This is a genomic window from Streptomyces anthophorae (assembly GCF_049310305.1).
In the GTDB taxonomy this organism is placed as follows: domain Bacteria; phylum Actinomycetota; class Actinomycetes; order Streptomycetales; family Streptomycetaceae; genus Streptomyces.
This window is the reverse complement of the sequence record NZ_JBLWQQ010000001.1, coordinates 4032337-4046574: the sequence shown is the minus strand read 5'-3', so window position 1 is coordinate 4046574 and position 14238 is coordinate 4032337. Positions and strand designations below refer to the sequence as shown.

The 14238-nt window shown below is 70.5% G+C and carries 14 protein-coding genes; 8 read left to right on the top strand and 6 right to left on the bottom strand.

The genetic code is table 11. The features are described 5' to 3' along the window. Nucleotides 1–62 precede the first annotated feature (62 nt). The 5 genes from ACNYS0_RS18130 to ccsB all read left to right on the top strand — a co-directional run bounded on the left by ACNYS0_RS18130 (nt 63) and on the right by ccsB (nt 5569). Nucleotides 63–1301 (top strand): polysaccharide deacetylase family protein, encoded by a 1239-nt coding sequence (locus ACNYS0_RS18130; protein WP_422474912.1) that lies wholly within the window; start codon nt 63–65, stop codon nt 1299–1301. A 66-nt stretch (nt 1302–1367) separates the two neighbouring features. Beyond that, on the top strand, nt 1368–1988 hold the full coding sequence (locus ACNYS0_RS18125; RefSeq protein ID WP_422474910.1) for a TlpA family protein disulfide reductase: 621 nt from the start codon (nt 1368–1370) through the stop codon (nt 1986–1988). A gap of 6 nt (nt 1989–1994) precedes the next feature. Then, on the top strand, nt 1995–2759 hold the full coding sequence (locus ACNYS0_RS18120) for a cytochrome c biogenesis CcdA family protein (protein WP_422408762.1): 765 nt from the start codon (nt 1995–1997) through the stop codon (nt 2757–2759). A 3-nt stretch (nt 2760–2762) separates the two neighbouring features. After that, the gene (gene resB, locus ACNYS0_RS18115; protein WP_422474908.1) at nt 2763–4481 is read left to right on the top strand and encodes a cytochrome c biogenesis protein ResB; all 1719 of its coding nucleotides are present in this window, start codon (nt 2763–2765) and stop codon (nt 4479–4481) included. Further along, nucleotides 4478–5569, top strand: a complete 1092-nt coding sequence (gene ccsB, locus ACNYS0_RS18110; RefSeq protein ID WP_422474906.1) for a c-type cytochrome biogenesis protein CcsB — start codon at nt 4478–4480, stop codon at nt 5567–5569. The genes resB and ccsB overlap by 4 nt, the downstream gene beginning before the upstream one ends. Nucleotides 5570–5627: 58 nt before the next feature. On the opposite strand, the gene ACNYS0_RS18105 is transcribed toward ccsB, so the two are convergent. Next, a complete protein-coding gene (locus ACNYS0_RS18105; protein WP_422474904.1) occupies nt 5628–6608 on the bottom strand; it encodes an isopenicillin N synthase family dioxygenase in 981 nt (326 codons plus the stop codon). Nucleotides 6609–6720: 112 nt separating this feature from the next. Here ACNYS0_RS18105 and ACNYS0_RS18100 point away from each other — a divergent pair, with 112 nt between their 5' ends. After that, nucleotides 6721–7989 carry a PucR family transcriptional regulator gene (locus ACNYS0_RS18100; protein WP_422474902.1) on the top strand — a complete coding sequence of 423 codons (1269 nt, stop codon included), beginning with the start codon at nt 6721–6723 and terminating at the stop codon, nt 7987–7989. Here ACNYS0_RS18100 and ACNYS0_RS18095 read toward each other — a convergent pair. The 4 genes from ACNYS0_RS18095 to ACNYS0_RS18080 form a co-directional block, all read right to left on the bottom strand. After that, a complete protein-coding gene (locus ACNYS0_RS18095; RefSeq protein ID WP_422474900.1) occupies nt 7938–8531 on the bottom strand; it encodes a TetR/AcrR family transcriptional regulator in 594 nt (197 codons plus the stop codon). The genes ACNYS0_RS18100 and ACNYS0_RS18095 overlap by 52 nt on opposite strands. 367 nt (nt 8532–8898) lie before the next feature. Continuing rightward, nucleotides 8899–10302, bottom strand: a complete 1404-nt coding sequence (locus tag ACNYS0_RS18090) for a purine-cytosine permease family protein (RefSeq protein WP_422474898.1) — start codon at nt 10300–10302, stop codon at nt 8899–8901. Nucleotides 10303–10413: 111 nt separating this feature from the next. Continuing rightward, entirely contained in the window at nt 10414–10863 is a 450-nt protein-coding gene (locus ACNYS0_RS18085) for a nucleoside deaminase (protein WP_422482696.1), read from the bottom strand. 5 nt (nt 10864–10868) lie between these two features. After that, on the bottom strand, nt 10869–11147 hold the full coding sequence (locus tag ACNYS0_RS18080; protein ID WP_422474897.1) for a PLD nuclease N-terminal domain-containing protein: 279 nt from the start codon (nt 11145–11147) through the stop codon (nt 10869–10871). 87 nt (nt 11148–11234) lie between these two features. Here ACNYS0_RS18080 and ACNYS0_RS18075 point away from each other — a divergent pair, with 87 nt between their 5' ends. Both ACNYS0_RS18075 and mqnP read left to right on the top strand, forming a co-directional pair. Further along, complete coding sequence (locus ACNYS0_RS18075; RefSeq protein ID WP_422474895.1) at nt 11235–12692, top strand: menaquinone biosynthesis decarboxylase; 1458 nt, start codon at nt 11235–11237, stop codon at nt 12690–12692. Then, on the top strand, nt 12692–13597 hold the full coding sequence (gene mqnP, locus ACNYS0_RS18070; RefSeq protein ID WP_422474893.1) for a menaquinone biosynthesis prenyltransferase MqnP: 906 nt from the start codon (nt 12692–12694) through the stop codon (nt 13595–13597). Before ACNYS0_RS18075 ends, mqnP begins: the two co-directional genes overlap by 1 nt. On the opposite strand, the gene ACNYS0_RS18065 is transcribed toward mqnP, so the two are convergent. Beyond that, nucleotides 13594–14214, bottom strand: coding sequence for a rhomboid family intramembrane serine protease (locus tag ACNYS0_RS18065; RefSeq protein ID WP_422474891.1), 621 nt, complete (start codon nt 14212–14214; stop codon nt 13594–13596). The genes mqnP and ACNYS0_RS18065 overlap by 4 nt on opposite strands. Nucleotides 14215–14238 lie beyond the last annotated feature (24 nt).

Here is a 14238-nt window from a genome sequence, read left to right as displayed (position 1 = left end):
CCTCGAGCCCTCTTCCCGGGCGCCCCTGTGAATGGGGTGGCGTGAGGAATGGGGACGACGGAATGCGGGACGTGAGTCGCAGGGGCCTGCTCGGGCTCGGCGCGGGCGCGGCGGGCGGGGCACTGCTCGCCGGATGCGGTACGGGCGGTGGCCGGACGGTCACCTCCCAGGGGCACGGCAAGGCGGGCCCGCCCGACCGGACGCGGCTGCGGCCCATCGGCGACGGCTCGACGGCGTACACCGGGAAGCAGCCCCATCAGCCGGGCAGGCCCGAGCGGCTCGAACCCGGGCAGAAGCCGCCGCAGTTCGTGGTCTTCTCGTGGGACGGCGCGGGCGAGGTGGGGAACGGCCTCTTCCCCCGCTTCCTGAAGCTCGCCGAGGACCACGGCGCGCACATGACCTTCTTCCTCTCGGGCCTGTACCTGCTGCCCGAGTCGAAGAAGCGGCTCTACCGCCCGCCGAACAACCCCGTCGGCGCCTCCGACATCGGCTACCTGACCGACGCGCACATCGAGGAGACGCTGACGTACGTGCGCCGGGCCTGGCTCGAAGGGCACGAGATCGGCACGCACTTCAACGGGCACTTCTGCGCCGGCTCCGGCACCGTCGCGAACTGGACGCCCGCGCAGTGGCGCGACGAGATCGACCAGGCGACGTCCTTCGTGAAGAAGTGGCGTACGCACACGGGCCGCAAGGACCTGCCCGCGCTGCCCTTCGACTACGACGAGGAACTCGTCGGCGGCCGCACGCCCTGCCTGCTCGGCCAGGAGAACCTGCTGCCCGCCGCCCGCGAACTCGGCTGGCGCTACGACGCGTCCTCGCCCGGCGGCCTCCAGCGCTGGCCGGACAAGCGGCTCGGGATCTGGGACCTGCCGCTCCAGGCCGTCCCGTTCCCCGGCCGCGGCTTCGAGGTCCTGTCGATGGACTACAACATGCTGGCCAACCAGTCCCTCAACTCCACGCGCGCGCCCGCCGCCAACTATCCGGGCTGGCGCGAGCAGTCGACGCAGGCGTACATCCAGGGATTCAAGCGGGCATACGAGACGAACCGGGCGCCGTTCTTCATCGGCAACCACTTCGAGGAGTGGAACGGCGGCATCTACATGGACGCCGTCGAGGACGCGCTGAAGCACATCGCGGCCACCGCCGACAAGCACTCCGACGTGCGGCTCGTCTCCTTCCGGCAGTTCGTCGACTGGCTCGACGCGCAGGACCCGAAAACGCTGGCGAAGCTGCGTACGCTCGACGTGGGACAGCAGCCCTCCGAGGGCTGGCGCAAGTTCCTCGCAAACCCCTCCTGAAGTGGGCTTTCCCCACCGCGAGGGGGGTGCGGAAGATCCCCTAAACAGACATGCGAAACTTTTCACATGAGTGCCGCCTCCCGCACCCCCCGCACCACCGCGACGAAGCGCCGCGCCGCCAAGCTGACCGTAGGAGCCGCCGTGGCGGCCCTCGCGCTGACGGCCTGCGGCTCCGGCGGTACGTCCGGCGGCGGCAACAACACCAACTTCGTCACCGGGTCCGGCGGCATCGCCACGGTCAAGAAGGGCGAGCGGCACGACGCCCCCTCCCTGACCGGCAAGGACCTCGAGGGCAAGCAGCTCGACATGGCCGACTACAAGGGCAAGGTCGTCGTCCTCAACGTCTGGGGCTCCTGGTGCCCGCCGTGCCGCGCCGAGGCACCGAACTTCGTGAAGGTGGCCAAGGACACCGAGAAGCAGGGCGTCCAGTTCCTCGGCATCAACACCCGGGACCCCAGCACCAACCCGGCCCAGAAGTTCGAGGAGTCCTACGGGGTCCCGTACCCGAGCTTCTACGACCCGACCGGGCGGCTCCTCCTCAAGTTCGAGAAGGGCACGCTCAACCCGCAGGCCATCCCCTCGACGATCGTCGTCGACCGCGAGGGGAAGATCGCGGCGCGTTCCCTCAAGCCGCTCAGCGAGAAGGCCCTGCGCAAGATGGTCGCGCCGGTCATCGCGGAGAAGTGAGCGAAGGTGAGCTCCTCCCTCGTCGCACTCGCCGCCGGTGACACCGTCACGGACGGCGCACTCCTCCTCGCCGTGCCGATCGCCCTCCTCGGGGGCCTCGTCTCCTTCTTCTCGCCGTGCGTGCTGCCCCTCGTACCCGGCTATCTCTCGTACGTGACCGGCATCACCGGCACCGACCTGATGGAACAGCGGCGCGGCCGGATGGCGGCGGGCGCCAGCCTGTTCGTCCTCGGGTTCACCGCGGTCTTCGTCTCCGGCGGCGCGCTGTTCGGCTTCTTCGGCCAGACGCTCCAGGAGTACCAGCCCGTACTGACCAAGGTGCTCGGCGGCCTCATGATCGCCATGGGTGTCTTCTTCATGGGCTTCATGCCCTGGATGACGCAGCGGGAGTTCCGCTTCCACAAGAAGCCCGCCGCCGGGCTCGCCGGAGCCCCGGTCCTCGGCGCGCTCTTCGGCATCGGCTGGACCCCCTGCATCGGCCCGACCCTCGCCTCCGTGATCGGCCTCTCCTCGGTGCAGAGCACCGCCGGCCGCGGAGCCATACTGACCATCGCGTACTGCCTCGGCCTCGGCGTGCCCTTCGTGCTCGCCGCCATCGCCTTCCGCAAGGCGCTCGGCGCGTTCGGCTGGGTCAAGCAGCACTACACGTGGGTGATGCGCATCGGCGGCATCATGATGATCCTGACCGGAGTTCTTCTGCTCACGGGCGCGTGGGACGCCCTTGTCGGGCAGATGCGGACCTGGTCCACCGGCTTCCAGGTGGGAATCTGATCCATGAGCAACACGACCGACGACGTGCAGGCGACCGGTGGCGACCCCACTGAGGCCGAAGCCGCGTCACAGCTGAGCACGGCCCCCCAGGAGGACCGTGCGCCCAACCTGCCCAAGCTCGGCGTCATCGGCTGGGTCCGCTGGTTCTGGCGGCAGCTCACCTCGATGCGGGTCGCCCTGATCCTGCTGTTCCTGCTCTCCCTCGGCGCCATCCCCGGCTCCCTGATCCCGCAGCAGGGCACGGACCCGACCAAGGTCGAGGACTTCCGCAAGGCGCACGACATGCTCGCGCCGGTCTACGACAAGATCGGCTTCTTCCACGTCTACAGCTCGGTGTGGTTCTCCGCGATCTACCTGCTGCTGTTCGTCTCCCTCATCGGCTGCATCGTGCCGCGCACCTGGCAGTTCGTCGGGCAGCTGCGCGGCCGCCCGCCGGGCGCGCCCAAGCGGCTCACCCGGCTGCCCGCGTACGCGACGTGGCGCACCGAGGCGGGCCCCGAGCAGGTGCGCGCCGCCGCCCTCGCGATGATGAAGAAGCGCCGCTTCCGCGCGCACGTCACCGGGACCGCCGTCGCGGCCGAGAAGGGCTACCTGCGCGAGGTCGGCAACCTCGTCTTCCACATCGCGCTGATCGTGATGCTGGTCTCCTTCGCCTGGGGTCAGCTGTTCAAGTTCGAGGGCGGCAAGCTCGTCACCGAGGGAGACGGGTTCGCCAACACGCTCACCCAGTACGACGACTTCAAGTCCGGCAACCTCTTCGACAGCGATCACGACCTGTCGCCGTTCAGCTTCACCCTCGACAAGTTCACGGCCACGTACGAGCGCACGGGCCCCGAGAAGGGCACCCCGCGCACGTTCCGCGCGAACGTGAGCTACACCGAGGGCTCGGGCGACAAGACGAAGCAGGCCAAGATCGAGTCCAACCACCCGCTGGACATCGACGGCACCAAGATCTTCCTCAACGGGCACGGTTACGCGGTCCCCGTCACGGTCCGCGACGGCAAGGGCAAGGTCGTCTCGAAGCAGACCGTGCCGATGCTGCCGATCGACTCCAACATCTCCTCGCAGGGCGCCATCAAGGTGATGGACGGCTACAAGAACGCGAAGGGGAAGAAGGAACAGCTGGGCTTCGCCGCCTGGTTCGTGCCGACGTTCGCGGGCGCGGGCAAGGGCACGATGCTCTCCCAGTTCCCCGCGCTCGACTTCCCCGTCCTCGCGCTGAACGCGACGCACGGCGACCTCGGCGTGGACGCGGGCCTGCCGCAGAACGTGTACCAGCTGGACACCTCGCACATGAAGCCCTTCAAGGACTCCAAGGGCAAGGCGCTCAAGCAGCGGCTGCTGCCCGGCGAGACGATGAAGCTGCCGAACGGGGCGGGCTCCATCACGTTCGACAAGGACATCAAGGAATGGGTCACCTTCCAGATCTCCCACCAGCCCGGTGACACCTGGGCACTGGGCGGCGCCATCGCCGCGATCGGCGGTCTGGCCGGCTCCCTGTTCATCCAGCGCCGCCGCGTCTGGGTGCGCGCGGTCGAAGGCCCCGACGGGGTGACCGTCGTCGAAATGGCGGGCCTCGGCCGCAGCGAGTCCGCGAAGCTGCCGGAGGAACTCGGCTCCCTGGTCGAGCAACTGCACAGCGAGGCACCGAGCGCGCCCGACACCCCCGAATCCACCGAATCACCCACTGCTGTTCCTGCCGCCGAAGGGGCTGAGAAGTGAATCTCGCCGCCGCAGTCAACGAGAACCTGGCTCACACCAGTAACGTCCTCATCTACTCGTCGATGGCCGTGTACCTGCTCGCGTTCTTCGCGAACATGGCCGAGTGGATCTTCGGCAGCCGCAGCAAGGTCGGCCGTACCGCCGCCGCGCTGACCGGCAAGGCCGAGACGAAGGCGGCGGCCGCAGCGCCCGCCGTCACGGTCAAGAAGAAGGAGGGCGGCACGGCCGTCCTGGAGCGGCCGCAGGTCGTCACCCGCGCCGCCGCCGGTGCGCGCGACGTACCGGACGGGCCCGGCGCAGCCGCCGGTGACGTGCAGGGCGACCTGTACGGGCGCATCGCCGTCTCCCTCACTGCCCTCGCGTTCATCATCGAGTTCGGCGGCGTGCTCACGCGCGCGCTCTCGGTGGAGCGGGCCCCGTGGGGCAACATGTACGAGTTCTCCATCACCTTCTCCACCGTGGCCGTCGGCATCTACCTGGTGCTGCTCGCGCTGAAGAAGAACGTGCGCTGGCTCGGCCTGCCCCTGGTCATCACGGTCCTGCTCGACCTCGGCCTCGCGACCACCGTGCTGTACACCTCCAGCGACCAGCTGGTCCCGGCGCTGCACTCGTACTGGCTGTACATCCACGTCTCGACGGCGATCTTCTGCGGTGCGGTCTTCTACGTCGGCGCGGTCGGCACGATCCTGTACCTCTTCAAGGACTCCTACGAGAACAAGCTCGCGTCCGGCGGCCAGCCCGGCCGCTTCGCGACCTCCGTCATGGAGCGGCTGCCCGCCTCGCAGTCCCTGGACAAGTTCTCCTACCGCGTGAACGCGGCCGTCTTCCCGCTGTGGACGTTCACGATCATCGCGGGCGCCATCTGGGCGGGCGACGCGTGGGGCCGCTACTGGGGCTGGGACCCCAAGGAGACCTGGTCGTTCATCACGTGGGTCGCCTACGCGGCGTACCTGCACGCCCGCGCGACCGCCGGCTGGAAGGGCCGCAAGGCCGCCTACCTGGCGCTGATCGCCTTCGGCTGCTGGATCTTCAACTACTACGGCGTGAACATCTTCGTCACGGGCAAGCACTCGTACGCCGGGGTGTGACCCCACACCGCTGTCGTGAAAGGCCGGTCCCGCGGGACCGGCCTTTCACGTACGCGCGTCAGCCCACCGTGATCGCGTCCAGCTTCCCGCGCAGATACCTGTGCGAGTCGACCGGCTCGTACGCGACGCGGCCCTTCGGAGCGGGCAGCGGTTCGACGGTGGTGCCCGGGTCGCACTCGTAGAAGTAGACGAGCGACATCAGCTCCTCGGCGGGCGCGTCCGCGGGCGGCGGCAGGACGCGGTGCCGGCCGGAGCGCCAGCGGTCGCCGGTCCAGCGGGCCATCAGGTCACCGATGTTGATGGTGAACGCGTCCGGATCGTAGGGGGCGTCCTCCCAGCCGCCCTCGTCCGTGAACACCTGGAGGCCGCCCTTCCCGGCCTGCCGGTCGAGCACCGTCACCGTGCCGAAGTCGGTGTGCGGGCCGATCCGGAACTGTCCTGGCTCAGGCGCGCCGACGACCTCCGTGCCCGGATACCAGTTGATGTTGAAGCCCCAGGTGGGCTGCGCGGTGTGCCGGGTGAAGAAGTCGGCGGGCTCGGCGAGGGCCACCGCGAGGAGTTCGAGCAGCCGGTCGGAGAGCGCCCGCATCTGCTCCAGGTACGTCTCCACGAGTGCGCGCAGCAGCGGCGACTCGGCCGGGAAGACGTTCTCGCCCGACCACTCGGCGCGCACCGCCGGGTCGTCGAAGGGCGTCGCCGTGGCGAAGGACAGCGACTCCTTCAGGTCGGGCGGAGTCTCGGTGCCCTCGGAGTAGCCGTTGGCCTCGGCGCCCGGGCCGAGCCAGCCTCGGCCGCCGACCTTGACGCCGTACGGCTCCTTCACGGGCGCGGGCAGCCGGAAGAAGCCGCGGGCCGCGTCCCGGATCCGGGTGCGCAGCCCCGGGTCGACGCCGTGGCCGGTGACCAGCAGGAACCCGGCCGTGCGCAGCGCGTCGTCCACGGTCGCGGCGATCTCCGCGCGGGCCTGCGGATCGCCGGACGTCCACGGCGACAGGTCGATGGTCGGAATGCGGGGCGCGGCGCCCGGGGAAGGGGTCATGCGGTCCACTCTCGCCGGGCCGAAACACCGGGGCAACGTGCGGGGCGTACTGTCCCGGCCGTCCCCACCCCGACGGAATGTCCGCACGCGCGCGTGCCCACCGGGAGGCCCCGTGTCCGCTCTCACGCTCCGCGAGATCCTGTGCCTCGACGTCGTCGGCGGCGCGGAACCCGAACTGCTCGCCGGGGAGGGCGGGTTGGACCGGCCGGTGCGCTGGGTGCATTCCAGTGAGGTGTACGAGGGCGCGGGCTTCCTGGACGGCGGGGAGCTGCTGCTGACGAACGGGTTCGCGTTCCTCGACGCCGACGAGGGCGCGCTGCGCCGCTACGTGCGGGAGTTGACGGCGCGCGGCGCGGCGGGGCTCGCCGTGGAGGTGGGGCGGGCCCTGGAACGCATGCCGTGCGAAGTGGTCGCGGCAGCGCAGGAGTTGGAGTTTCCGCTGATCGCGCTGCGGCGGGTCGTGCCGTTCGTGCGGATCGCGGAGGCCGCCAACCGGGCCATCGTCACCCACGGTCTCGCCGCCCGCCCCGCGGTGACGCTGCGGACGGCCGACCACGCGGCGGCGCTGCTCGCCGACCTGGCCGAGCGGCAGGCCCTCAACCAGCCGGAGGTGCAGGCCCGTTCGGCGCTCGCGGGGTTCCGTCCTGGGCCCGGGGCCCGGCTCGTCGGGGTCTCGGTGCACGGTCCGGCCGTGGCGGCCCGTGCGGCGGTCGGCCGGGTGGCGGGGCGGGGTGCGCTGTGTGCGGCGTTCCCGGGTGATGTGCTCGCGCTCGTGGCGGGTCCTTCGGGGCGGGACACGGTGCGGGCGGTCCTCGACGCGTTCCGTGCGGAGGCGGCGCCGGGGCTCACGGTGGCGGTCGGCCCCGCGGTCGCCGCGGACGACGGATGGCTGCGCTGGAGCGACACCCTGCGCACGGCCCGTACGACGCTGGAGCTGGCGCTGACCGTGCCGGCGGCCGAACCGGTGCTGGCCGAGGGGCCGTTGGTGACGTCGTCGCGGGCGCTCGCCCTGGAGCGGGAGCTGACGCGGGGTGGTGTGGAGGCCAACCGGGAGCGGCTGGCGCGGCTCGTCGGCGATGTCCTCGGACCGCTCCTGGAGTGGGAGGCCGTGCACGGCAGCGACCTCGTGCACACCTTGGAGGTGCATCTGCGGCACGGGTGCAGCCCCACGCGTACCGCCGCGCTCCTGCACATCGGACGGCAGTCCCTCTACCAGCGCCTGGAGCGCATCGAATCGCTGCTCGGCGCGGAGGTCGGCGACCCGGAGCTGCTCGGTGAACTGCTCCAGGCGGCGTGCGCGGCCCGGGTCGTGGGGGCCGGGCGGGCCGGTCAGGGGGCCAGTGAGCGCCAGATCCTCTCCGACAGGACGCGCGCGGCCTGATCGAGGTCGGTCTCGTGCGTCCCGGCGAGCCAGCCGCGTGCGAGGCCGACGACCGGGCCGAGCACCAGGGCCTCGATGAGCGGCTCGGGCAGCGGGGCGACCGCGCCGGATTCGACGTGCTGCCGCATCCACGCGGTGAGCGGGGAGAGCCGGGCCTCCTGCGCGTCGCGCAACTGGCGGGCGTGCGCCATCCCCAGCCGGTCGGCGTACGAGGAGTGCAACAGGCGGGAGGCGTCGGGGTGTTCTCTGATGAAACGCAGATACGTTTCGACCACCGCACGGATTCCCGAGCGCGGGGTGCGGGAGCGTTCGAGGGCCGCGGTGAGCTCTTCGAGGAGCCGGCCGAGCCAGCGCAGCAACAGCGCCTGCATCAGCCCGTCGACGCTGCCGAAGTGGTGGTACAGGCTGCCGGGGCTGGCCCCGCCCGTGCGCGTCAGGGAGTTGACGGTGATGCCCTGCTCGCCCGCGTCCGCGTAGACACGCAGAGCGGCATCGAGGAGGCGGTCGACGGTTTCCGCGCCGCGCAGTTGCTTGGGGCTCATGTCGACGACCAGCCTAAGGCACCGCCCACGCCTGTGTTTCTATAGTGAATTTCTAGAAATTCACTCCAGTTCAGTAGGGTGCTGAGCCACACTGATTTCCGTACGTCCAGGAATCGCCCTGGCCAGGGCCGTCGAGCGGCACGGGGGACTGCTCGACGGCCCTGGCCGTTCTCGACCTGCTCGCCCTGCGGGCGGGGTTCGCGGCGCGGGTGCCGGAGGGGGACGCCCGCGCCGCTCGAAGCCCACGCTGCCGGTCGGCGCTGGTCCCCTGTGCGAGCGGCGCGTCCCCCTACGCCACGGGGCTCCGCCCCGGAGCCCGCTCCTCAATCGCCGGAGGGGCTTGAAAAAGGCCGGCCACCCGGCCGTATCAGCGGCGTGCTGCCGGCATCCGGCAGAGGGTCGCGTACACCGCCGCGCTCACGGCGAAGCCGACCAGGCAGGTGATGTCGCCGAGTGAGGGCCAGTGGCGTGCCGCCCAGCCGACGTAGCGCTCCTGGTTGGAGAAGAGCGGGACGGAGACCGCGACGCCCGCCAACAGGGCCGTGAAACCCGGCCAGTTGGAGAAGCCGGGGTTCGCGAGGCGGGCGGCGAGCTCGGTCTCGGCCGTGCGCCGCGAGCGCCACCGCTCCGTGAGCACCACGCCCAGCCAGGGCGCGATCCAGTACGCGATCACCAGCAGGAACGTCTCGTACGCGTGCCCCGCGTCGGAGAGCGAGGACCAGGCGGCGGCCGTGCCCGCGAGGCCCGTGAGGACGACCAGCGCGCCGCGGCCGAGCCACCGGGGCAGCCGCAGCCCGCTGGAGGTGATCGACATGGCGGAGGAGTAGATGTTGAGGGCGTTCGCCGAGACCGCGCCCAGGATGATCGCAAGCAGCACCAAGTGGGCGAGCCAGGACGGGAGATGGCCGGTGAACGCGGCAGTGGGCGTCGCCCCCGCGGGCGCCGCGATCGTCGCCGACGCCGCGCCGGTCAGCGCCACGACCGAGACCGAGAGGAAGAGGCCGAGCGCCGGGTACAGCACCGTACGGAAGCGGTTCGCGGTGCGCGGCAGATAGCGCGAGTAGTCCGACGCGTTCGGGTTCCAGCCCGCCGCGTACCCCCACGCCGAGCTGAACGCGAGCAGGAACCCGCCGATGCCGCCCCCACCGCCCGCCGCCGACAGATCCGCCTCGCCGAACGTCCAGACACCCGCCGCCAGGAAGACGACGGCGAGCACCGGGAACGCGTACCGCTCGAAGGCGTGCACGAAGTTGTGGCCGATGAAGCCGATGAGGATCTCCGCGGCGACGACCACGAGCAGCGAGGGCAGCGGCCGAAGGCCGGTCAGCGTGTTCAGGGCGAACGCGGCGCTCACGCTGTTCACGGCGAACCAGCCGACGCCCGCCACCAGCGCGTTGACCCCCGCAGGCAGCGCATTGCCCCGGAAGCCGAAGGCGAGGCGGCCGATCGCCATCTGCGGGACGCCGAACCGCGGCCCGTCGAGCGACAGGATCCCCTGCGTCAGCGCGCCGAGCGCGGTGCCGAGCAGCAGGGCCGCGGCCGCCTGCCAGAAGCTGAGTCCGAAGAACAGCACGGAGATCACACCGATGTAGACGGTCGCGAACTCGATGTTGGGCGAGGCCCAGGTCCACAGCAGCTGCCGCGGACCGCCGTGCCGCTCGGCGTCGGGGATCGGCTCCGCCCCGGCCGTCTCCACGGCGACGATCCTGTCGCCATAGGCGGGCGGCGGCGTGGGTGTGCCGGTGGGAGCGGTACCGGAGGCGGTGGTCATGCCCCCTGAGTGTCCGCGTGCCCGGCCGCACCGGCCAGAGGCGCACTGTCCGCATCAGAGGGCGCCCCGACGTACACCTTGTACGCGCCCCCTGTGCGCGCCCCTATCGGCTCACTCGCCGATGTCTTCGTGCCACAGCTCCGGCTTCGCCGCGATGAACTCCTTCATCATGCCCACGCACTCGGGATCGTCCAGCAGCACGATCTCCACGCCGTGCTCGGCGAGCCAGTCGTGCCCGCCGTGGAAGGTGCGCGCCTCGCCGATGACCACCCGCGAGATCCCGAACTGGCGCACCAGGCCCGAGCAGTACCAGCAGGGGCTGAGCGTGGTCACCATCGTGGTGCCCTTGTACGTGCGCTGCCGGCCCGCCCTGCGGAACGCGTCGGTCTCCCCGTGCACGGACGGGTCGGCATCCTGCACGCGCCGGTTGTGGCCGCGGCCGAGCACCTCGCCGTCGGCGGAGTACAGGGCGGCGCCGATCGGGATGCCCCCTTCGGCGAGGCCCTCCCGGGCCTCCGCCACGGCGGTGGCGAGCCAGGTGCGGGCGAGGTCCAGGTCCATGGTGCTCATTCGTCCTTCTTGTCGTCGTCCCTCAGGGACCGCAGGAACTCGGGGTTGTCGTCGGGCGCGACGAACCGTGTGCCGCCGCCCGCGGGAGCGCGCCGCGGCCTGCCCACCGCCAGCCAGGCGATCGGGCCGATGAGCACCTGGCCGAAGAGCAGGACGATGAAGACCCAGGCCAGCTTGGGCAGCTTGCGCACCTCTTTCTCCGGCGTGTTCAGGCAGTCGATGAACGCGTAGATCCAGAGCGCCAGGACCAGCAGGAACGGCAAGTAGCGCAGCATGGTGTCGCGATCCCCCAAGGAGCGGAACGGGGCACATCGGGCCCCCGGTGACCCGGCCAGCGTAGCCCGTGCCGGATACTGGAACGCATGGCTTACGACGATCTTCGCTCCCTGCTCAGGGCTCTGGAACGCGAGGGCGACCTGAAGCGCATCAAGGCCGAGGTCGACCCGTACTTGGAGGTCGGTGAGATCGTCGACCGGGTGAACAAGGCCGGCGGCCCCGCTCTCCTCTTCGAGAACGTGAAGGGCTCGTCGATGCCCCTCGCGATGAACGTGTACGGCACCGACCGGCGCCTCCTCAAGGCGCTCGGCCTCAAGTCGTACAACGACATCAGCGACAAGATCGGCGGCCTGCTGAAGCCGGAGCTGCCGCACGGGTTCGTCGGCATCCGCGAGGCGTTCGGCAAGCTCGGGGCGATGACCCACGTACCACCGAAGAAGGTGAAGTCGGACGCCGCGCCCGTGCAGGAGGTGGTGCTCCGGGGCGAGGACGTCGACCTCGACAAGCTGCCCGCGCTGTTCACCTGGCCCGAGGACGGCGGCTCCTTCTTCAACCTGGGGCTCACCCACACCAAGGACCCCGAGACGGGCGTCCGCAACCTCGGTCTCTACCGCCTCCAGCGCCACGACAAGCGCACCATCGGCATGCACTGGCAGATCCACAAGGACAGCCGGAACCACTACCAGGTGGCCGCCCGCAAGGGCGAGAAGCTCCCCGTCGCGATCGCCTTCGGCTGCCCGCCCGCCGTCACGTACGCGTCGTCGGCGCCGCTGCCCGGGGACATGGACGAGTACATGCTGGCCGGGTTCATCCAGGGCAAGCGCGTCGAGATGGTCGACTGCAAGACGGTGCCGCTCCAGGTCCCGGCCAACGCGGAGGTCGTCATCGAGGGCTGGCTCGAGCCCGGCGAGATGCTCCCCGAGGGGCCCTTCGGCGACCACACCGGTTTCTACACGCCGCAGGAGCCGTTCCCGGCGCTGAAGATCGACTGCGTGACGATGCGGAAGCGCCCGCTGCTCCAGTCGATCGTCGTCGGCCGTCCGCCGACGGAGGACGGCCCGCTGGGCCGCGCCACGGAGCGCTTCTTCCTGCCGCTGCTCAAGGTGATCGTCCCGGACATCGTGGACTACCACCTGCCGGAGTCCGGCGGCTTCCACAACTGCGCGATCGTCTCGATCGACAAGAAGTACCCGAAGCACGCCCAGAAGGTGATGTCCGCGATCTGGGGCGCGCACATGATGTCGCTGACCAAGCTCATCGTGGTCGTCGACTCCGATTGCGACGTCCACGACCTTCATGAAGTCTCGTGGCGAGCCCTCGGCAACACGGACTACGCCCGCGACCTGATGGTCACCGAAGGCCCGGTCGACCACCTCGACCACGCCTCGTACCAGCAGTTCTGGGGCGGCAAGGCGGGCATCGACGCGACGAAGAAGTGGCCCGAGGAGGGCTATACGCGGGACGGAGGCTGGCCCGAGATGGTCGTCTCCGACCCCCGTACGGCGGCCCTGGTGGACCGCCGTTGGAAGGAGTACGGACTCTAGTGACCAGCGCTTCAGCAGCAATCCCGCAGCAGCCGGGACGGACCAGGGCGTTTCTGCGCCTGGTCATGATCGAGCACTCGGTCTTCGCGCTGCCCTTCGCCTACATCGCCGCCCTGACCGCGATGTTCGAGTGGGACAAGAACATCCACTGGGGCCGGCTGCTCCTGGTGACGATCTGCATGGTCGGCCTGCGGACCTTCGCGATGGCGGCGAACCGGATCATCGACCGCGAGATCGACGCCCGCAATCCGCGCACCGCGCACCGCGAACTGGTGACGGGCGCGGTGTCGGTGAAGTCGGCGTGGACCGGTGCGCTGATCGCCCTGGCCGTCTTCCTCGCCTCGGCGGCGCTCCTGAACCCGCTCTGCCTGGCCCTCGCGCCCATCGCGGTCATCCCGATGGTCGTCTACCCGTACGGCAAGCGGTTCACGAACTTCCCGCAGGCGATCCTCGGCCTCGCCCAGGCGATGGGCCCGATCGGCGCGTGGATCGCGATCACGGGGGAGTGGTCATGGACCGCGGTCATCCTCGGCCTCGCCGTCGGCATCTGGATCGGCGGCTTCGACCTGATCTACGCCTGCCAGGACGTGGAGACGGACCGCGAGGTCGGCGTGAAGTCGGTCCCGGCGCGCTTCGGGATCCCCGGCGCGATCTGGGGCGCCCGCGCCTGCCACACGATCACGACGGCCCTGTTCGTCTGGTACGCCCTGGCCACCGACGCGGGCACCTTCTTCTGGGTCGGCCTCGTGATCGTCGCGGGCGCCTTCCTCTACGAGCACACGATCGTGAAGCCCCACGACCTGTCCCGCCTCAACCGGGCGTTCTTCCAGGTCAACGGCTTCATCGGCATCGCACTCTTCGTGTGTGCGCTGCTCGACCTGCTGGTGCGGGGGCTGTCGGTCTAGGGCGCGCCCCGGGGCGACGGGCGGCGGCGGAAGACGAACGCTGCCGCCACGCCCGCGGCCAGCCCGATCAGGTGGCCCTGCCAGCTCACCCCGTCGTTCGTGGGGGAGAGGCCCGCCAGGAACGACGTGCCCCAGTACGCGGCGATGAGCACGCCGACGACGATGCCGAGCGGGCGGCGCTCCACGAAACCGGACAGGACGACGAAGCCGAACAGGCCGAATATCAGGCCCGACGCGCCCGCCGTGTTCGTGTGCGCCGGGGCCACCAGCCACACCCCGAGACCGTCCGCGACGACGATCAGGGCACAGGCCCAGAAGAAGCGGCGCAGCCCGCCGAGCGCCGCGACGAAGCCCAGGACCAGCAGGGGTGTCGAGTTCGCCGCGACGTGGGCGAAGCCGAAGTGGATGAAGGACGCCGGGACGACGTCGATCAACTCGGAGGCATCGCGCGGCTGAATGCCGAAGGTGTCCAGAGCGTGCCCCGAGGCCGCGTCGACCACTTCGAGGAGCCAGAGCAGGGCCACCCAGGCGAACATCACCTTGCCCGCCGTCAGCGCCCGCTCGCGCGTCGGCCGGCGCCGCACCGCCGCTCGGCCCGATCCGTCCTCGTACGTCATCCCAGCCCCCGCCCGTCATGGAAA

Excerpts from the sequence above, each read along its gene's own strand:
- ACNYS0_RS18130 (WP_422474912.1), top strand. The coding sequence starts at position 63 with ATGCGGGACGTGAGTCGCAGGGGCCTGCTCGGGCTCGGCGCGGGCGCG.
- ACNYS0_RS18080 (WP_422474897.1), bottom strand. The coding sequence starts at position 11,147 with ATGCTGCGCTACTTGCCGTTCCTGCTGGTCCTGGCGCTCTGGATCTAC.
- ACNYS0_RS18075 (WP_422474895.1), top strand. The coding sequence starts at position 11,235 with ATGGCTTACGACGATCTTCGCTCCCTGCTCAGGGCTCTGGAACGCGAG.
- ACNYS0_RS18085 (WP_422482696.1), bottom strand. The coding sequence starts at position 10,863 with ATGGACCTGGACCTCGCCCGCACCTGGCTCGCCACCGCCGTGGCGGAG.
- ACNYS0_RS18065 (WP_422474891.1), bottom strand. The coding sequence starts at position 14,214 with ATGACGTACGAGGACGGATCGGGCCGAGCGGCGGTGCGGCGCCGGCCG.
- ACNYS0_RS18090 (WP_422474898.1), bottom strand. The coding sequence starts at position 10,302 with ATGACCACCGCCTCCGGTACCGCTCCCACCGGCACACCCACGCCGCCG.
- ACNYS0_RS18125 (WP_422474910.1), top strand. The coding sequence starts at position 1,368 with ATGAGTGCCGCCTCCCGCACCCCCCGCACCACCGCGACGAAGCGCCGC.
- resB (WP_422474908.1), top strand. The coding sequence starts at position 2,763 with ATGAGCAACACGACCGACGACGTGCAGGCGACCGGTGGCGACCCCACT.
- ACNYS0_RS18095 (WP_422474900.1), bottom strand. The coding sequence starts at position 8,531 with ATGAGCCCCAAGCAACTGCGCGGCGCGGAAACCGTCGACCGCCTCCTC.
- ACNYS0_RS18105 (WP_422474904.1), bottom strand. The coding sequence starts at position 6,608 with ATGACCCCTTCCCCGGGCGCCGCGCCCCGCATTCCGACCATCGACCTG.